Below are 19,084 nucleotides of genomic sequence, written 5' to 3'. Positions count from 1 at the left end.
TTTGGAGTGTGGTACAAGAGGGCTATGTAATGAACTAAACGAATTTTGAGTATTTTTAATTTAGAATTAAAAGTTATGTCATTCAATCAAAAAGTTAGCTTACCAAAGGTAACGCTTCCTAACAACAGTGAGATTTTTTGTCTGCAAAAAAATGAAGAAATATTTTTAATGTACGAGCAAGTACAAGAGTATTTTAGACATGGAATTGAACTAAATGAAGGCGATACAGTATTTGATGTAGGAGCTAATATTGGTATGTTCTCTTTATGGGTATACAAATTATGTAATAAAAATATAAACATTTATGCCTTTGAGCCTGTTCCTCAAACATATCAGGTGTTGGAACAGAATGTTAAAACCCTCGATCCAGAAAAAATAAAGACAATAGCTTGCGGTATTTCACAAACATCCAAGGTTGAGACATTTGGTTACTATCCTAATACTACATCTATATCCACTGCATACCCAGATGGTTCAAAAGAGGAAATAGATAAATTTAAAAAAGCTGCTTTTCAAAAAATCGATACTATTCGCGATCGCAATGATTTATCTTCGTCTTTATATTGGTATACTAAAATACCTCGACTTTTACTTTCGTTGATACTTGACTATAAATTCAAGAAAGCTTTCATTGTAGAACAAGTTACCTGTCAGTTAAGAACTTTATCGGAAGTTATATATGAGTACAAAGTTCAGCAAATTGACTTGCTAAAAATAGATGTAGAAAAAAGTGAATTAGATGTACTTTTGGGAATCGAAGAGCAGGATTGGTCAAAGATTAAACAGATTGTTCTTGAAGTACACGATCTAGAAAATAGAGTAGAGAAAATTTCAGTATTATTGAGAGACAAGGGATTTAATAAAGTTATAGTAGAGCAAGAAAAATATCTGAAAGGTACTGATATCTGCAATATGTATGCTTTGCGAGAGTTCGGTATCCCGAATTGAAAAAACAACAATTGCTTTTTTTAGTATCCAGGCATTGCGACGTAAAGAGGAAGCTGCTTGATGCGAGTAATCCAAGCGCTCACTTGCGGATACGCATTAAGAGCAATTTTGGCATCACTGGCAAGTTCAATATAGGGATAACAAGCAACATCCGCGATCGTTGGGTGATTTGTTTCTAGCCAGTCTCGATTGAGAAGATGCTTGTCTATTACCTCAAGCGTATACCTTGCCTTTTGCTGTGCGCCTTCTAAATCGACAGGTGTACCTAATAGAAAAAACCGTCGAGCCGTAGATAGACTATTCTGAATCTCATTAGCAGCAGTAGATAACCACTGCAAGACTTTACCCATTGCTTCCGGTTCTAAGGGCAACCAAGATTCTCCACCATACTGACGAGCCAAATATACTAAAATAGCTTGTGAGTCACGTAAAACTACATCACCATCAATCAAAACTGGAACTTGCCCAAAAGGGTTAAGTTTCAAAAACTCTGTTGACTTCTGTTCCCCTAATATAAGATTAACCGGGATTATTTCATATTCTAGCCCCAGTAAGGATAACAAGAGTACAACCTTGTAACAATTTCCTGATAGCTCATGAGCATATAACTGCATTGTTAAAAAATTCACTCCTGTTTGAGAATATAATCTGCCTGAATTCAGCTTTGTAATAAGTAGATAATGTTGAAATATAAATTATACAACCTGATGTCATTGAATTGGGAGATTAAGCCAGATTAAATGCATAATAACTATGATTACAGAAATATTTGACTTAAAAAGTGAAGAAATATGGCAAACAAAAAATCTTTCATTAGAAATCGATAAAGAAGAATTTGAGGTTTTCCCAGGAGACTTTATGGCATAGTAAAACACGATACGGTTTAGGAGTAATATACTTTGATGAAAAATATCTTCATCTGTGCAGTTGTAATCTGCACAACTTGTATTTACCCGATTAAGACATTAGCAGGAGAAAAACCTTCTGCGATTTTTCATGCATTTGACCAGCAGTACACTGATATCGAAAAGTTTGTCTGTGAAATAGGGAAGCAAGGATATTCTCACATTCAAATTTCTCCAGCCCAAAAATCTAATCCTGCTCCAGAATGGTGGGCACGCTATCAACCTGTAGACTACAGTATTATCGAAGGTAGAGGTTCACTCTTCAATTTAAAAAACCTTATTAGTAAAGCCCACAGTTGTAATGTCAAAGTGATTGCTGATGTTGTTTTCAATCACATGGCTAATTTAGATGGCAATGATGATTTTGAAGATTTAACTAAATTTCCAGGTCTTTCTATCAATGACTTTAATTCGGACTCAAACCGTCCAGGGAAAAAATCTTGTAACATTAATTATAATGATGGCAATAGAGATTCAGAAATTAATTGTTGGTTAGGTGGACTTCCTGAATTGAGATTTACTAATAATGTTAAAACAATTCAAAAAGCTCATTTAAAAAAATTGCTAGATTTAGGAATTGATGGATTTCGGTTTGATGCTGCCAAGCATATCCCAGCAGATGTTCTTAAAGAGTATATCAGCTATGTGGATCAACAAAGTCAAGGAAAAGCATGGAATTATCTTGAGGTAATCACAGATAGCGACACCAGTGCAGAAAATTATAACTGGATTGCTGCTGTCACAGATTTTGTTCTCTACAATTCAGTGAAAAATGCCTTCAGCTTTGGTGGAGATTTGCGTTCTCTGCGAGTTCCCACAGCCATAAACGATCCGCGTAGTGTCACTTTTGGCAGAAACCACGATAATATCCGCGAGATTAATTCCAATGCCATTAACCCTTACAGCGATCCTTCTGACTCTTTCCTCGCAACAGCATATATCCTGGCGAGAGAAAGTAGCACTCCTCTAATACTCAACTGGGATAATAGAGATGCTGCTTTTATCAAATATGGTGTTAAATTCCGCCAAATTATGCATCAACGAGAAACTCAGGGAAAAAATACCAAAGAAAATGTTTTAGCAGCAATTGATAGTCCGACTGTATTGCTAGTGGAGCGAGGTAGTGAAGGATTTTTTGTTGTCAATAAAGGGGAGAATAAATTTAATATCCCAGCACTGGATTTGACCTTAACGAATTTAGATGGATGTTATCGGGAACTCCGTAATAATTTTACTGTTGCAATTGAACGTCGCGATCGCCAGAAAAAATTTATAACTCGTTGGGGAAACTGGAATAGAGGCGGCATGGAAGTTCAAAAACGCGATGCACTCTATTTTATTCGAGAACCTTTTAATCAATGTCAAGTGTAGACGCTCCCTCCTGCTCTTAGGCAAGACGCGATGAATCGCCGTCTCTACAATAATTAGTCTGGCAATTTATTGCGTCTTGGTGATGATTTATGCTTATTGCAAGCGTACAGATACACTACCTGCATGGGCTGGCAAACCTTCTGCCTCTGCTAAGGTGACAGCCGCTTTGCCTATTGTCTGTAATGATTGTTTGTCACATTCTAAAAAAGTAATTCGTTTGAGAAAGTCGTAGACACTCAAACCAGAGGCAAAGCGAGCAGAACGGGCAGTTGGCAGTACATGGTTGGGGCCTCCTAAATAATCGCCAATCGCTTCTGGAGTATAGCGTCCTAAAAACACGCTGCCAGCACACTTAATTTGATCGGCAAGGAGTTGCGGGTTATCCACGCACAATTCCACATGTTCTGGAGCTAGTTGATTGAGCAGTGGTATACTCTCGGCTAAATCGCTAACCAGAATTACGGCTGCATAATTTTGCCAACTTGCACTGGCGACTTCTTTAGTAGGTAAATCGGTGAGAATTTTCTCAACAGCCTTGATTACTTGTTGCGCGAAGACTTCGGAATCAGTAATTAAGATTGATTGGGCATTAGGATCGTGTTCTGCTTGCGATAGTAAATCCCAGGCAATCCAATCTGGGTTGTTCTGGCTGTCGGCTACTACTAAAATTTCTGAAGGCCCAGCAATGCTATCAATGCCAACAGTGCCAAAGACTTGACGCTTGGCTTCAGCAACATAAGCATTACCAGGGCCAACAATTTTATCCACCGGGGCAATGCTTTCTGTACCATAAGCTAATGCTGCGATCGCTTGCGCCCCACCAATGCCATATATTTCTGTCACACCAGCAACTTGAGCAGCAGCCAATACGACAGGATTAATCTCACCACCAGGCATCGGTACTGTCATGACAATTCTTTCAACACCAGCAATTTTAGCTGGTAAGGCATTCATCAACAAAGAACTCGGATAGCTAGCCCGTCCCCCTGGTACATAAATTCCCACTTGCGACAGCGCTACCCAATTCAACCCCAGTTTCACCCCCACTGCATCGGTGTAACCAATATCTTGCGGTAGTTGTTTTTGATGGAAAGCCACAATCCTTTCAGCAGCAAATTCCAGCGCCGCCAAGACATCAACAGGACATTGTGCTGCGTGTTCGGCAATAAAGGTTTCGCTAAGATGCAAAGACTGGAGATTGTTGCGATCAAAGCGGCTAGTATAGTCCTTGACTGCGGCATCACCACGCACTTTGACATCAGCTAGAATCTCGCGTACTGTCCCACTAACATCAACTGTAACTTCCCGGCGATCGCTTACAAGAGTTTTGAATTTGACAGAAAAATCCTTGTCGGTAGTTTGAAGCAGCTGCATGGACAGTACCTTAAAAGCAGTGAGGTCAATAATTAGTTTAACCCCTGATTAACTTGCTAGATATGACTGTGGTTTATATCCATCACTCTTTTTCAGATGTAAGCTAAAAGCACAAAAGATTATGAGTTAACATCCTATGCAGCAGTCTACAAGAGGCAATTACCAGGATCTTTGGCGGCAGCTTGTTACATTGGCTGCAATCTTTGGCGCTTTTGTTATCAACGTAGTATCGAACATTTTTCCGCTGAATGGACTTAGCATCGGCGAAATTTCCAATACTTTGTTTAAAAATGTCTTGATTATCCCCGCCAATTACGCCTTTGCCATCTGGGGGCTGATTTACCTTGGGTTGTTTGCTTTTGGGGTATACCAAGCTCTACCTAATCAACGATATGAGCCTGATTTACGTAAAACAGGTTATCTGTTGGCGATCGCCTGTGTTGCTCAAATGTCTAAATAGGTATTAATCATTAGTTAGAAGTTGGTCAAAAGCTTTACTACTGTTCGCCCAAAGTTTTACTAATTGAGTAGCATTTGAGTAGCGCGATCGCGAAAAACCAGGGTAAGCATACCTATTTTGAGTAGCATTTAAGTAGCATAATTGATACGAAACCTTAAAATGCTTGCGGTGTCGTTAGAATCCTGGACTAGACTAGAACCACAGGGTAACAATCAAAGGAAGATTATGATGAGCGATCGCGACTATACCTTAATCATTGATAAAAGCGGTAGTATGTCTACACCCGACCAAGTGGGTGGTAGAAGTAGATGGGAAATCGCTCAAGAGTCTACTCTTGCTTTGGCCAGAAAGGCCGAACAGTTTGACCCCGATGGCATCACCGTTTACGTGTTTTCTGGTAGATTTAAACGCTACGATGATGTCACCTCAGCTAAAGTCGCCCAGATATTTCTCGAAAATGACCCTTCTGGCACAACAAACTTAGCAGGTGTACTTCAGGATGCCCTCAATAACTACTTTCAACGCAAAGCAGCCGGTAAAACCAAGCCAAACGGAGAGACAATTTTAGTTATCACCGATGGTGAACCAGACGATCGCAAGGCTGTGTTTGAAGTCATCATTCATGCTACTCGCCAAATGGAACGTGATGAAGAATTAGGAATTTCGATTATTCAAGTAGGTTCAGATGCCCAAGCAACTAAATTCCTTAAAGCCTTGGATGACCAGTTACAAAGTGTTGGCGCTAAATTTGATATTTGCGATACCGTCACTTTAGACGACTTAGAAGAAATGAGTCTTGTAGATGTATTAACGAACGCCATAACTGACTAATATAGCAGAATTCAGAATTTAGAAGTAAAACACGCTTTATACTTGGGTAACAGACTTCGCTTGTGTACCTTGCCAACTTAAACTCTGCTGTATGTTTGGCGATCGCCCATAGTTCAGTAACTGTTAATTCTTAATTGGAGAATTGAATAATGCTAGAAAATCGTGATTATACCTTGATTATTGACAAAAGTGGTAGCATGGCAACCCAAGATCAAAAGGGTGGTAGAACTAGGTGGGTTGCAGCCCAAGAATCAACTTTAGCTTTAGCTAGTAAGTGCGAGCAATTCGATCCAGATGGCATCACTATCTATGTATTTTCTGGCAAATTCAAGCGATACGAAAATGTCACATCCAGCAAGGTATCGCAAATTTTTCGAGAGAACGATCCCTCTGGTACAACTGACTTGGCAAGTGTGTTAAAACATGCAACTGATGATTACCTTCAACGCAAAGCAGCCGGTCAAACCAAACCAAATGGTGAAACAATTTTAGTAGTTACTGATGGTGAGCCGGACGATCGCAAAGCAGTCATGAGGGTAATTATTGAAGCTTCTCGTCGCATCGATCGAGACGAAGAATTAGCCATTTCTTTTATTCAAGTTGGCACAGATCAACAAGCTACCCGCTTTCTCAAAGTCTTAGATGATGAACTCCAAAGTGCTGGTGCTAAGTTTGATATCTGTGACACCATTACTATGGAAGACATGGAAGATTTGAGTCTATCGGAAGTACTACTCAATGCTATTAATGACTAGCTATACTATTTTTTAGGAATTACAAAAATGGATTCCCTTGATAAGCTGTTAGCCCAACTCGAAACTGAATACAAAGAAGTACAACCACAACAGCAATCAAAATCAGCCACAGCCAAATCGTTTATTCCACCATTGCCCAAGTCGGCATCTTTTATGGATAAGCTTTTAGCAGAAGTTCAGGCTGATTTTGCCGAAGAGGATGCTGCTATTGAATTAAAAAGACAGCAACAACTAGAACAAGAAAGGATTCGACAAGAACAACTCAAAGCCAAACAACTAGAGGCTTTGAAAGTGCAAGCAAAAGAATGGTTAGCCAAAGTAGATCCACTTTCATCCGAAGGACTTTGGTTTGAAAGGTTTGCTGAAAGTTACCCTTCAAAATTAGAGGCAGCGATTGAATATTTAAAAAGCAATGAATAAACTTAAAATTCAAAATTTAAGACCCCATAGATAAATCTGCTCGCTAAAATTGAAAATTAGCAATTATTATTTAATTGAAATCAGCGCGAATAATTCTACCAATTTGAAAAACGAATGCGACAAATAGACCATTTGTAGACCATTTGTAGAGACGCGATGAATCGCGTCTTTAACCAACAATATGTTGCAATCATTAATTGAATTGGTATTAGAAAATGTGCTGAGTGTATTACCGCATTAGCGTAACGCACCAAAAACCTCAAATGGTGAGTTACGAATTATTATTTATTCACTATAATCAATATTAATGGTGATTTGTTCGATCTAAATGTTGAACAGCCCATTCGTGCATAGCATAGAGAATTGGTTGCAAAGTTTCTCCTAAAGGCGTCAATGAATATTCTACCTTGGGTGGAATTTGAGGATAAACTTCCCGATGAATAATGCCGTCTTCCTCCATTTCTCTGAGTTGCTGGGTTAGCATCTTTTGCGTAACTCCAGGTAAAGCTCGTTGCAACTCACCAAAGCGTTTGACGCCAGTCATTAATTCTCTAATAATTAAAACTTTCCAGCGTCCGCCAATCACTTTTAGGGTAGTTTCTACTTCACAAGTCAGCCTGAAATGGTTTTCTGCTTCAGCTTTCATAGTTTTTTTGTAGGAATAACCTGACTCAGGTTTGCTCGGTAGTACCGCTAGTTATCTTGCTATTAGGATAATTGTTCAGCATATTTACACAAATGTGCAATACAACTATGTTTGTATTGTACTAAATTAGGGAACACTTATTTTGTCAATTTGAGTAAAAATTTTGGCTCAGAGCATTTTTAAATATAGGACAGATGTTTTGTCAAAATTTCAAAAGAGGACAGGTATTTTAACAATAAGTCTCTAGTCAGCTATTTTGAAGCTAAAATAGTAAAACCCTTGCTAAATAAGGGTTTTAAGTTAAATATTTTTAAGGACATTAATTTTTCAAGCGATCGTTTAATTTGGCAATCGACAGCAGCAAAAGGGTTTGATGCAACTAGGATTTTTGTGGAGCGCAATTAATTATGACTGCTTTAACCTTACAATTACCTCCTAATCTGCAATTTACTGATGAGGAATTTGCACAGATTGTCGCTGTGAATAAAGAATTACGACTAGAGTTAACTGCTGAAGGGGAATTAATTATCATGTCACCTACTGGGGGAGAAACGGGAAACCGTAATTTTGATTTATTAGGTCAGATATGGTTTTGGAGCAATCAAAATAACTTGGGAAAAGCTTTTGATTCTTCTACTGGGTTTAAATTGCCAAATGGGGCAACTCGTTCACCTGATGCTTCTTGGATAAGGATAGAAAGATGGAATGCTCTAACTCCAGAACAAAGAAAGAAATTTCTCCCTTTGTGTCCTGATTTTGCGGTGGAATTAGTCTCTGAAACTGATGATGTGGAAGATACTAAAGCCAAAATGGAGGAATACTTAGCAAATGGCTTACAACTGGGTTGGTTAATTAATCCTAAAGATAAACAAGTAATAATTTATCGCCTAAATATTGTGCCGGAAGTTTTACAATCTCCCACAAGTTTATCGGGTGAAGATGTTCTCCCTGGTTTTGTTTTAAATTTACAGCAGATTTTTGCATAGATGACTGATTATCTTGATTTTATTTCAACTTAAATTCGCTTAAACCATTGACACTCCCTTTAAACATCAAAAGCCCTGTTGATGTGGGCTACTGGAAATATACTTAATATTTAATAGCGATGCCTGCGCATTCTCAGAAATACCTTTCAAGGAACTTGTAGTAATAACTTCCGATCTTTGATACCACAGCTTTCTTGACGCTCAAATTTATGCTGGCTAAATTTCCATCACCTGTATTTACAATACTATTAGGACTTGCCATAACTCAAACCTTAGGATGCACAACTCAAAAAGATAACTCTGCGATCGCTCAAACTTCACCGAAGCCAGCGCCTCAAGAAATTGTGCAATCAGGAGAAGTTCGAGCCTTACCAGGCAATTTGGATAAAATACCCGTTTTTAACAGCAATAGCCCAGAATGGATAAAAACTGAGGGTATTTTACTTTCTACCTTTCCTCCAAACGGTAAAAAAGTTCCAGCAGCGCACCTCAATTTTCCCTTTCAGGGACGCTTTGACTTATTCGCCCACCACTACAGCCACACTCCCAAGGATTTACAAACGCTATATTTAGGCGTAATTGTGCAGAACCCTGGTAAAAAACCTGTAACAGTAGATGTGTTGCAAGCCGCGAGTTATTTGATGCAGGATGCGCCCTTTGTCACCTTATCTCCCTACATAGAAAATAACGATGGTAAAGCTTACTCAGGCCCAGGCGATCGCGCTGTTGGTGATGTACTCCGAGGTGTTCGACAAGCAGATTTTCCCGCAAAGCTGATAATTCCGCCAGGACAAAGCCGGATGTTGTTAAATCATCCGATTCCTGTACGAAATCTAGAAAAACCGGTGAATGGTCGCTCTAGCTTTATGCGCTTGCGTAGTAGCGAGCGAATTTATGCGGCAAGTTTAGCAATGTTTGCCAAGAAAAATTCTGATAATACAGAACGCCCACCGACTCTTGCAGAATGGCAATCTTTATTAAATATCGGCAACTTCGCTGGGCCGCGAGATAAAACCCCTACTCCTCCAAATGCTACCAGTGGCGCACTGATTTATGGGCGCGTAGCTGGTGTGTCTAGTGGTTCCCAATGGCAAGCAAAGTTGGTAGATAATCCCCAAACTAAATATCTCACTATTCCCCAACGTGGCAAAGCTATTTCTTATGCTTTAGATACATTGCTTAGTGGTCGATTGGGCACTCAACAAATCCAAACGGCCAAAATGCTGGTACGTTATCCAGATACAGCTTATGAAGCACATGGCAATTATGGGGTGGAATATAAACTCACCTTACCTTTAAGCAACAATACCAATCAAAACCAGACCGTGACTGTTACTTTAGAAACACCTTTGAAGGAAGATAAATTATCCCAAGGTGGCCTGCGTTTTCGCAAACCATCCCTAGATTTTCCTTTTTTTCGTGGTACAGTGCGGCTACGCTACTTTGATGACCAAGATCAACAAAAGACGCGCTACATACATCTATGGCACAGAACTGGTCAGGTGTTAGAACCATTAGTGCAGCTTGTGCTTCCACCTTCGACTCAGCGAATAGTACAGGTAGATGTGATTTATCCACCAGATTCGACACCGCCGCAAGTGCTGAGTGTAAGAACTTTAGAAAAGTGAGAGTCTTTCTTGATTGGCGATCGCACTTCTTCAGCAAAAAAATCAACTAACTTAAAGCCAATATGGTTTTTCAGTACACTAACGCATTTGTCACCATAGCATCGATTAATTTTGAGAAGTTAGTGAATTTCTATACCAAATTGCTGGAGCAAAAGCCAGTTCCTTTGATTCCGAATCTCTATGCTGAGTTTAATTTAGTTAGTATGCGATTAGGTATTTTTAAACCAAAGAACACAAACGAATCGGAATTTGAAGCGAACGCCAAAAGTAAGATAAGTTTGTGTTTAGAAGTAAGTAACTTAGAAGATGCGATCGCTCACCTAGCTGCTTTGGGCTATCCTCCACCAGGAGACATTTCCATTGCTTCCCACGGCAGAGAAATTTATGCCTACGACCCTGATGGCAATCGTCTGATTTTACATCAAGCTGCTAGAGGGAGTCATTAGTCATTTGTCATTTGCAAAGGACAAAAGACAAATAACAAAAGACAAATAATAAAGGACAAAGGACAAATGGCTATAACTCAAAACTATAGATTAAACCTGATTCAATGGTATCCAGGTCACATTGCGAAAGCTGAAAAGAAGCTCAAAGAACAGCTAAAGCGCGTAGATGTGGTGTTTGAGGTACGAGATGCTCGGATTCCCTTAGCAACTCACCATCCCCAAATAGGTGAGTGGGTAGAAGGTAAAAAACGGGTGTTGATACTTAACCGAGTAGATATGATTACACCACAAATGCGATCGCTGTGGATCGATTGGTTTAAACGTCAAGGAGAAGTCCCTTATTTTACCAACGCTCAACATGGTAAAGGTATAGCAGAAGTAGCGCGGGCAGCGCAAGCCGCTGGGGTAGAACTCAATCAAAGAAGAAGCGATCGCGGGATGTTACCCCGTCCAGTGCGGGCTGTGGTGATTGGTTTTCCCAATGTCGGTAAATCAGCTTTAATTAACCGCCTGTTGGGAAAGCGAGTTGTGGAAAGTGCAGCTCGTCCTGGGGTAACTCGCCAACTACGCTGGGTGCGAATTTCCGAACATTTAGAATTGCTAGATGCTCCTGGTGTCATCCCTTTAAGATTAGAAGACCAAGACGCAGCCTTGAAATTAGCTATTTGTGATGATATTGGTGAAGCATCTTACGATAACCAGCTAGTAGCAGCAGCCTTAGTGGATTTACTCAACTATTTAGAAGCTGTAGCAGGAGATTTATTACCAAAAAAACCATTACAGTCTCGCTACCAACTCGATTCCACATCAGACACCGGAGATACCTATTTACACGCCTTGGCAGAGCATCGTTACAAAGGTGATGTAGAGCGAGCAGCAAGGCAACTTTTAACAGATTTTCGTAAGGGGTTGTTGGGTGAAATGAGTTTAGAATTACCACCCAATTAAATCTAAATTCAAATAGTAAAAATTAGGAAACCTATTTGATTTTTAACAGGACTTACTATACCGTCCTGCGCGCCAAACAACTAGGCGATAAACATGGTAACGTCTTGACTTTTAATTACGGAGATAAATAATTTGACAACAATCTATGCTTGATTAGATAAAATGTTTGACCCTCCGAATTTTAGATTTTAAATTTTGGATTTTGGATTAAAAAATTTTGGGTTCATGTCCCATCCCCTCGTGGGTGGGTGAAATCAATCTAAAATCTAAAATCCCCAAGCTGCATCCCTTCATGGGTGCAGTTAATCTCAAATCTAAAATCCAAAATCTAAAATTGGTTGACCAGTTTATAAGCTAAATATTTGAGCTTGAACCAGACTAAAAAAGCGCAGTCAATATGATTTATTGGAGTAGCACATAGTTACTGGAAAATGCGATCGCGCTAGATCCCAGAGCCACTTGGAACGACGTATTACTACAAAAGCAACAGCAACTAACGAACTCTTTGAAGGAGTTCTAATGCTACTTGGGTAAATAATCAAAAAGCGATGGCCATATCTACATGAAGGTGCTTTGCATTCCTACGCTTTGCCTCCAGTGCCCCATACCCAATGTAACTTTTCTAATGGTTGTTACCCAATTTATGGTAGTGGGAATTATAACACTAGTATAAAGAGATTTTCGTAAAAATTTATGAGCGCAAAAGTTGATGGAACTTTAAGGATTGCTGGCTACCAAATTATTGAGCAACTTTATTCAGGTTCTCGTACTCAAGTGTATCGGGCAATTCGAGAATGCGATACCTTCGGTGGGCTTCGCCAACGCCTACCAGTTGTCATCAAGCTCTTAAAACGAGAATACCCAACTTTTACCGAATTAGTCCAGTTTCGCAACCAATATGCGATCGCTAAAAACCTAGATATTCCCGGCATTATCAAACCCTACAGCCTGGAAGCCCATCATAATGGCTATGCCCTAGTCATGGAAGACTTTGGTGGTGTTTCCCTGCGGCAATTTACTCAAGGAAAAACACTGACATTAGAGCAATTTCTACCCATTGCTCTGCAACTGTTTGACACTTTACACCAGTTACATCAACAGCGCGTCATTCACAAAGACATCAAGCCAGCCAACATCTTGATTCACCCTGACACAAAACAAATCAAGCTGATTGACTTTAGTATTGCCTCACTCTTACCACGAGAAACCCAAGAAATCCAGAGCCTCAATGGATTGGAGGGAACGCTAGCCTATCTGTCGCCAGAGCAAACCGGACGGATGAACAGAGGCATTGACTATCGCAGTGATTTCTATTCTTTAGGTGTAACTTTCTTTGAGCTACTGAGTGGAAAATTGCCCTTTGAGTCCCGTGAGCCAATGGAGTTGGTGCATTACCATATTGCGAAACTTCCACCCTCCCTCTGCGATTTCAACCCCAAATTGCCCTTGATGCTGGGCGAAATTGTCCGCAAACTGATGGCGAAGAACGCCGAAGACCGCTATCAAAGTGCGCTAGGACTTAAACATGACCTTGTTACCTGCTTAGAACAGTGGCGAGAAACAGGCAAACACACCTGGTTTGATTTAGGACAGCGAGATATTAGCGATCGCTTTCTTATACCCGAAAAACTCTACGGACGGGAATCGGAAGTAAAGACCTTATTAGAAGCATTTGGTTATGTGGCCAATGGTGGCTCTCAACTGATGCTAGTGGCAGGTTTTTCTGGTATTGGCAAAACCGCAGTCGTCAATGAAGTACATAAACCGATTGTGCGGTGGAACGGCTACTTCATCAAAGGAAAATACGACCAGTTCAACCGCAACATTCCTCTGTCTGCTTTTGTACAAGCCTTTCGCGATTTGATGGGACAGTTGCTTAGGGAAAGCGATACTCAACTGGAGCAATGGCAGAGCAAGATTTTAGCGGCAGTTGGAGAGAATGGGCAAGTCCTGATCGAGGTGATTCCTGAACTGGAGCAGCTGATCGGCAAACAGCCTGCGATCGCTGAACTATCGGGCGGTGCAGCACAACACCGTTTCAATCTGCTATTCCAAAAGTTCATTCAGGTATTCGCGACAAGAGAGCATCCGTTGGTGATGTTTCTCGATGATTTGCAGTGGGCAGATTCGGCATCGCTGAATTTGCTGAAGTTGTTGATGGCTCAGAGCGATTGCAGCCATCTATTCATTATTGGCGCATACCGCAATAACGAAGTGTTTGCGGCTCATCCACTGATGTTGACGCTAGATGAAATTGAAAAAACTTCTTCTGCCATCAAAACCTTGAACCTAGCTCCCTTGAGTCAAGCAGATGTGAACCATTTAATCGCCGACTCGCTCAGTTGTGCAACAAAACAGGCACTGCCGTTGACAGAGTTGGTTTATCAAAAAGCCAAAGGCAATCCCTTTTTCACAACTCAGTTTTTGAAAGCGCTACATGAGGATGGGCTGATTAGCTTTAATTGGGAGGCAGGTTTTTGGCAGTGTGATGTAGCACAAGTGCGATCGCTTGCTCTGACTGATGATGTCGTGGAATTTATGGCACAACAACTTCAAAAATTGCCCGACATCACTCAAGATGTTCTGAAACTAGCAGCCTGTATCGGCAATCAGTTCGATTTGGCGACGTTAGCGATCGTTTATGAAAAGTCGCAGGCAGAAACCGCTTCAGACTTGTGGAAAGCATTGCAAGAAGGATTTATCATTCCTACCAATGAAATTTACAAGTTTTATCAGGATTCCTCATTGGCGATCGGTCATTTGCAAATGACAAGTGACAAAGCGCAAAGTCTGAGCGGAGAAAACCTCCGCTCAGAACTTTGTAAGAGAGGACAAATGACGGTTTACAAATTCTTGCACGATCGCGTCCAGCAAGCGGCTTACTTCCTGATTCCAGACGAACAAAAACAGATAGCTCACCTAAAAATTGGGCAACTATTACTGACTCATACGCCTGTTGCCAAACAAGACGAAAAATTATTTGAAATCGTTAACCAACTTAATATCGGCAAATCCCTAATTGTCGATCTATCTAAGCAAATAGAACTCGCCCAACTCAATCTGAAAGCTGGACAAAAAGCCAGAGCCACAACTGCCTATACGGCCGCATCTGAGTATTGCACTACAGGCATCGCCTTGTTAGCTGAAGATATGTGGCAAACGCAGTATGAGTTAACCTTAGCCCTCTATGAAGCTGCCACTGAAGCCGCTTACCTGAGCGGCAACTTTGAACAGATGACACAATTGGCCGCAGTCATAATAGAACACTCTAGAAACTTGTTGGATACGATTAAGGTCTATGAAGTTCAAATTCAAGCAGCTCAAGCCCAACATCAATTTATAGAAGCAGTAGAGATTGCCCTCAAGAGTGTGGAGCGTTTAGGAAACAGACTTCCAAAGCAACCCAGTCAATCAGATATTGCTAAAGCATTCGAGACGACTAAATCCATTTTGGCTGGAAGGCAACCGCTGGATTTAATCAATTTGCCCCAAATGACAGATCCTAACAAGTTAGCAGTTGTACGGATTCTCGCCGCTGTCACTTCTGCTGCTTTTGTTGTCAGTCCAGCGCTGTTACCGTTTATTGTCGTCGAACAGGTCAATTTATCCGTTCAATATGGCAATAGCTCATTTTCGGCAATTGGCTATGGCTACTATGGAATGATACTTTGTGGGATGACAGGAGAGATTGACTTTGGGTATGAGTTTGCACAACTAGCACACTTGTTGCTGGAACATTTCAATGCCAAAGAATTGAAATCCAGAGTCTATGTCGGAATTTACTGTTGCGTGTGGCATTGGAAAGAGCCACTCAGGAACTCCTTACCGTTTCTCCGGGAAGGCTACGAAGTTGGATTGGAAACGGGAGATTTAGAATCGGCTGCTATTTGCGGATTCATTTACATCTCATACTGTTGGTTTATGGGCAAAGAATTAAGCGATCTCAACCGAGAGAGCGCTGCCTTCCGAGATCAGCTTGGGCAGCTCAACCAAGAAGGTCTTACCAGCCATCTGACCGTTTTTCAGCAACCAATTTTGAATATGCTTGGCGATTCTGCTGAACCTTGGCAGCTGACTGGAAATGCCTTTAATCGCGAGGAAATTGTGCCAGCCCTCCAGCGATCGGGCGATCAGACTGCGCTGTATTATTTCTATGCCAACCAACTTGGTCTGTGTTACATGTTTGGCAAGTTTGAGTTGGCGGTGTCAGCGGCGATCGCCGCTGAAAACTATACGGGTGGTGCTACAGGCTTATTCATAGTTCCGCTCTGCTACACTTATGATTCTTTAGCCCATCTGGCAATCTATTCTCAGGTTGGTGAGGCACAACAGCAAAACATTCTGCAACGGGTGGCTAAAAATCAGGAAAAAATGAAAAAGTGGGCTGACTATGCTCCAGAAAATTACCTGCACAAATTTTATCTAGTTGAAGCCGACCGATATCGAGTCTTAGGGCAGAAATCAGAGGCAATAGATTTGTACGATCGCGCCATAACTCTAGCTAAAGAACACGGTTATACCCAAGAAGAGAGCCTTGCCAATGAACTGGCCGCTAAATTCTACCTCAATTGGCACAAAGAGCGCATTGCTCAGTCATATATGACCCAAGCCTACTATGGCTATGCTCGTTGGGGCGCTAAAGCCAAAGTCGCCGACTTGGAACGACGCTACCCCCAACTCCTCGCCCCTATCTTAGAGCAAACCCGTTTTCCCCTCTCAACTAACGAAACTATCTTCACATTGGAGAGTGTTACCTCCACCAGTTCCGCCACTTCCAATAGTAGCAGCGTCTCTGTTGCTTTAGATTTAGCCACCATTCTCAAAGCTTCCCAAACCCTTTCTGGGGAAATCGAACTCGAAAAACTGCTTTCAACTTTGCTGCATATCGTCATTGAAAATGCTGGAGCCGATAAATGTGTATTCATGCTTTTGGAGTCAGATCGGTTGCTAGTTCAGGCTTTAGCACAACTTTCCCTGAGCAGTGTACAGAACCAGGCTGCCAAAGTTGATTTTTACTCGATGTTATTCAACCCACAGCCTGTTGAAGACTCAGTTGATGTACCAGTTGGCTTAATTAATAACGTCAAACGCAACTTACAACCAGCAGTAATTACTGATGCTACAGGGCATCCACAGTTAATCAATGACCCGTATATTCAGCAACAGCAACCCAAGAGTATCTTGTGCAGCCCGATTTTGCATCAGGGTAAGTTGTTGGGCATATTGTACCTGGAAAATAACTTAGCAACCGGAGCCTTTACAAGCGATCGCGTCGAACTGCTGAACTTACTTTGTGCCCAAGCCGCAATTTCTCTGGAAAATGCCCGAATTTACCAAAATTCTCAGAACTATGCGCAACAGTTGGCACAATCTCTAGCAAAATTGCAGGCTAGTGAAACCCGCTTCCAAAATTTGGCAAATAATATTCCTGGGATGGTGTACCAATTCCGTCTGGAGGTGGATGGTTCAACTTCAACACCCTACGTTAGTTCTGGCTGTCTTGACTTGTATGAGTTAGAGCCAGAATTGGTGATGGCAGGGACGCATAGCCTTTATACCATGAATCATCCTGACGATCGCCCGGCTATTGCCCAAGCGATCGCCTACTCAGCTGAAAATCTCACACCATTTGAGGAAGAATGGCGGATTATCCTGCCTTCAGGAACCGTGAAATGGATTCAATCTGCGGCTCGCCCAGAGCTACAAGCCGATGGGGCAATCATCTGGGATGGGGTGGTGATTGATATTAGCAATGGCAAAGAGGCTGAACTATCTCTAGCCAAAGAACGAGAGTTTTTGAATGCCATTATTCACAATATTACCGATGGGATTGTTGTTTGTGATAGCACTGGCAAATTAACTCTATTTAATAAAGCAACTCGTGAATTTCATGGTCTACCAGTAGAATCATTACCAGCAGAAAAATGGGCAGAACACTTCGATCTCTATCAACCTGATGGCCAAACACCTCTATCAACCACGGAAATTCCTTTATTTCGCGCCTTGCAAGGAGAAATCGTCGAAAATGCCGAAATGGTAATTGCGCCGAAGCATGGTTCTAGGAGAATTTTGTTAGCTAGTGGACAAGCAATCTTCGATGCTTCGGGTAACAAACTCGGTGCAGTAGTTGTGATGCGAGATATTAGCGATCGCAAACAATCAGAACTTGCCTTGCAGCAAAAATCACAAGATTTAGAACAAGCGCTAACCGATTTGCAAAACACCCAATTACAAATGGTGCAAAGTGAGAAAATGTCTGCACTAGGCAACTTAGTTGCTGGTGTCGCTCATGAAATGAATAATCCTCTCGGTTTTATTGCTGCCAGTCTCAAACAAGCTAAACCTACTATCACTGATCTTGTTGAACACTTAAAACTCTATCAAGAAAGTTTACCCGACAAAAACGATCTAATCAAAGACCATGCCGAAGAAATTGACTTGGATTATAGCTTAGAAGACTTGCCTAAGATGATTGATTCCATGTCGATGGCCTGCGATCGCCTGAAAAACATCAGCACCAGTTTACGAACTTTCTCGCGTGCCGATAAAGATTATAAAGTACCGTTTAATATTCACCAAGGCATCGACAGCACGATTTTAATTTTGAAACATCGTCTCAAGGCTAACGAGCAACGTCCAGCAATTGAAGTGATAACTGACTACAGCAATTTACCTCAAGTTGAGTGTTTTCCTGGACAATTAAATCAAGTATTTATGAATCTACTAGCAAATGCTATTGATGCCTTGGAGGAATCGAATAGTGGTCGAACTTTTGACGAAATTAAAGCCAATCCAAACTGCATTACAATTACCACTACAGTAGAAAATAATTTAGTTAAAATTACAATCGCTGATAATGGTAAGGGTATCGAGGAAGAAGTAAAACAAAAAATATTTGACCATTTATTTACGACAAAAGCTGTCGGTAAAGGCACAGGATTAGGATTGGCGATCGCTCGTCAAATTGTCGAAGAAACCCACGGCGGAAAATTGAGTTTTAACTCAATAGTGGGTAATGGTACAGAATTTAATATTGAAATTCCAGTGTAATTTTGGGATTTTGTTGGTAAACAACTTCAGATATCTGGGAATACTAAGAATTAGGAATATGGTTAGCACTCTTGTCAAGATTCCCGGATATCACATCATTAGACTTCTTGCATAAGTCGGGAAAAGGGGAAAAGGTTCTGTATTGTCCCTTTCCCCTTTAACCAAAACCTTTTCCCCCTCTTGCAAAAGTGCTTTTTGCAAGAGGTCTAGTGATGTGTTAAAACTGGAGTTTAGACTAAGTAGGAAAAAATGACCCAGCAGCACTGAGTTGATAAAATACAAGCTTTAAACATGGAAATCTTTAATATTAAGCAGA

Annotated in this window: 13 protein-coding genes and 1 pseudogene; 11 read left to right on the top strand and 3 right to left on the bottom strand. The window is 41.0% G+C overall.

Features of this window, described 5'->3' with window-relative positions; genetic code table 11:
- Window positions 1–45: 45 nt before the first annotated feature.
- Window positions 46–948, top strand: a complete 903-nt coding sequence (locus tag V7K45_RS04355) for an FkbM family methyltransferase (RefSeq protein WP_335000738.1) — start codon at window positions 46–48, stop codon at window positions 946–948.
- Window positions 949–968: 20 nt separating this feature from the next.
- Here V7K45_RS04355 and V7K45_RS04350 read toward each other — a convergent pair whose 3' ends face one another.
- Window positions 969–1,562, bottom strand: coding sequence for a glutathione S-transferase family protein (locus V7K45_RS04350; protein WP_335000766.1), 594 nt, complete (start codon window positions 1,560–1,562; stop codon window positions 969–971).
- Window positions 1,563–1,850: 288 nt separating this feature from the next.
- Between V7K45_RS04350 and V7K45_RS04345 the strand changes: the two genes are divergently transcribed.
- On the top strand, window positions 1,851–3,224 hold the full coding sequence (locus V7K45_RS04345) for an alpha-amylase family glycosyl hydrolase (protein ID WP_335000736.1): 1,374 nt from the start codon (window positions 1,851–1,853) through the stop codon (window positions 3,222–3,224).
- A gap of 93 nt (window positions 3,225–3,317) precedes the next feature.
- On the opposite strand, the gene hisD is transcribed toward V7K45_RS04345, so the two are convergent.
- Window positions 3,318–4,598, bottom strand: coding sequence for a histidinol dehydrogenase (gene hisD, locus V7K45_RS04340; RefSeq protein WP_335000734.1), 1,281 nt, complete (start codon window positions 4,596–4,598; stop codon window positions 3,318–3,320).
- Window positions 4,599–4,734: 136 nt separating this feature from the next.
- Here hisD and V7K45_RS04335 point away from each other — a divergent pair.
- From V7K45_RS04335 to V7K45_RS04320, 4 genes and pseudogenes are all read left to right on the top strand, one after another.
- A pseudogene (locus V7K45_RS04335) lies at window positions 4,735–5,046 on the top strand (tryptophan-rich sensory protein); the annotation flags it as partial.
- A gap of 237 nt (window positions 5,047–5,283) precedes the next feature.
- Window positions 5,284–5,889, top strand: coding sequence for a vWA domain-containing protein (locus V7K45_RS04330; protein ID WP_104910068.1), 606 nt, complete (start codon window positions 5,284–5,286; stop codon window positions 5,887–5,889).
- Window positions 5,890–6,038: 149 nt separating this feature from the next.
- Complete coding sequence (locus tag V7K45_RS04325; RefSeq protein ID WP_292869171.1) at window positions 6,039–6,644, top strand: vWA domain-containing protein; 606 nt, start codon at window positions 6,039–6,041, stop codon at window positions 6,642–6,644.
- A 27-nt stretch (window positions 6,645–6,671) separates the two neighbouring features.
- Window positions 6,672–7,064, top strand: coding sequence for a salt stress protein, Slr1339 family (locus V7K45_RS04320; protein WP_335000732.1), 393 nt, complete (start codon window positions 6,672–6,674; stop codon window positions 7,062–7,064).
- 304 nt (window positions 7,065–7,368) lie between these two features.
- Here the strand turns inward: V7K45_RS04320 and V7K45_RS04315 are convergent, their stop codons facing one another.
- Window positions 7,369–7,710: a winged helix-turn-helix transcriptional regulator gene (locus V7K45_RS04315; protein ID WP_335000730.1), complete on the bottom strand. Its 342-nt coding sequence runs from the start codon at window positions 7,708–7,710 to the stop codon at window positions 7,369–7,371.
- A gap of 407 nt (window positions 7,711–8,117) precedes the next feature.
- On the opposite strand from V7K45_RS04315, the gene V7K45_RS04310 reads away from it, so the two are divergent.
- The 5 genes from V7K45_RS04310 to V7K45_RS04290 all read left to right on the top strand — a co-directional run bounded on the left by V7K45_RS04310 (window position 8,118) and on the right by V7K45_RS04290 (window position 18,768).
- Window positions 8,118–8,696: a Uma2 family endonuclease gene (locus tag V7K45_RS04310; protein ID WP_335000728.1), complete on the top strand. Its 579-nt coding sequence runs from the start codon at window positions 8,118–8,120 to the stop codon at window positions 8,694–8,696.
- A gap of 209 nt (window positions 8,697–8,905) precedes the next feature.
- Entirely contained in the window at window positions 8,906–10,324 is a 1,419-nt protein-coding gene (locus tag V7K45_RS04305) for a DUF3370 domain-containing protein (protein WP_335000726.1), read from the top strand.
- Window positions 10,325–10,386: 62 nt separating this feature from the next.
- Window positions 10,387–10,770: a VOC family protein gene (locus V7K45_RS04300; RefSeq protein WP_335000724.1), complete on the top strand. Its 384-nt coding sequence runs from the start codon at window positions 10,387–10,389 to the stop codon at window positions 10,768–10,770.
- Window positions 10,771–10,836: 66 nt separating this feature from the next.
- Window positions 10,837–11,718: a ribosome biogenesis GTPase YlqF gene (gene ylqF / locus V7K45_RS04295; protein ID WP_194042602.1), complete on the top strand. Its 882-nt coding sequence runs from the start codon at window positions 10,837–10,839 to the stop codon at window positions 11,716–11,718.
- 693 nt (window positions 11,719–12,411) lie between these two features.
- Window positions 12,412–18,768 carry an ATP-binding sensor histidine kinase gene (locus V7K45_RS04290; RefSeq protein WP_335000721.1) on the top strand — a complete coding sequence of 2,119 codons (6,357 nt, stop codon included), beginning with the start codon at window positions 12,412–12,414 and terminating at the stop codon, window positions 18,766–18,768.
- Window positions 18,769–19,084 lie beyond the last annotated feature (316 nt).

It is taken from the genome of Nostoc sp., assembly GCF_036917375.1.
Lineage (GTDB): Bacteria > Cyanobacteriota > Cyanobacteriia > Cyanobacteriales > Nostocaceae > Nostoc.
Note: the sequence above shows the minus strand (reverse complement) of the source record. Positions and strands in the feature narration are given on the sequence as shown.

Excerpts from the sequence above, each read along its gene's own strand:
- V7K45_RS04350 (WP_335000766.1), bottom strand. The coding sequence starts at position 1,562 with ATGCAGTTATATGCTCATGAGCTATCAGGAAATTGTTACAAGGTTGTA.
- V7K45_RS04345 (WP_335000736.1), top strand. The coding sequence starts at position 1,851 with ATGAAAAATATCTTCATCTGTGCAGTTGTAATCTGCACAACTTGTATT.
- hisD (WP_335000734.1), bottom strand. The coding sequence starts at position 4,598 with ATGCAGCTGCTTCAAACTACCGACAAGGATTTTTCTGTCAAATTCAAA.
- V7K45_RS04330 (WP_104910068.1), top strand. The coding sequence starts at position 5,284 with ATGATGAGCGATCGCGACTATACCTTAATCATTGATAAAAGCGGTAGT.
- V7K45_RS04325 (WP_292869171.1), top strand. The coding sequence starts at position 6,039 with ATGCTAGAAAATCGTGATTATACCTTGATTATTGACAAAAGTGGTAGC.
- V7K45_RS04320 (WP_335000732.1), top strand. The coding sequence starts at position 6,672 with ATGGATTCCCTTGATAAGCTGTTAGCCCAACTCGAAACTGAATACAAA.
- V7K45_RS04315 (WP_335000730.1), bottom strand. The coding sequence starts at position 7,710 with ATGAAAGCTGAAGCAGAAAACCATTTCAGGCTGACTTGTGAAGTAGAA.
- V7K45_RS04310 (WP_335000728.1), top strand. The coding sequence starts at position 8,118 with ATGACTGCTTTAACCTTACAATTACCTCCTAATCTGCAATTTACTGAT.
- V7K45_RS04305 (WP_335000726.1), top strand. The coding sequence starts at position 8,906 with ATGCTGGCTAAATTTCCATCACCTGTATTTACAATACTATTAGGACTT.
- V7K45_RS04300 (WP_335000724.1), top strand. The coding sequence starts at position 10,387 with ATGGTTTTTCAGTACACTAACGCATTTGTCACCATAGCATCGATTAAT.
- ylqF (WP_194042602.1), top strand. The coding sequence starts at position 10,837 with ATGGCTATAACTCAAAACTATAGATTAAACCTGATTCAATGGTATCCA.
- V7K45_RS04290 (WP_335000721.1), top strand. The coding sequence starts at position 12,412 with ATGAGCGCAAAAGTTGATGGAACTTTAAGGATTGCTGGCTACCAAATT.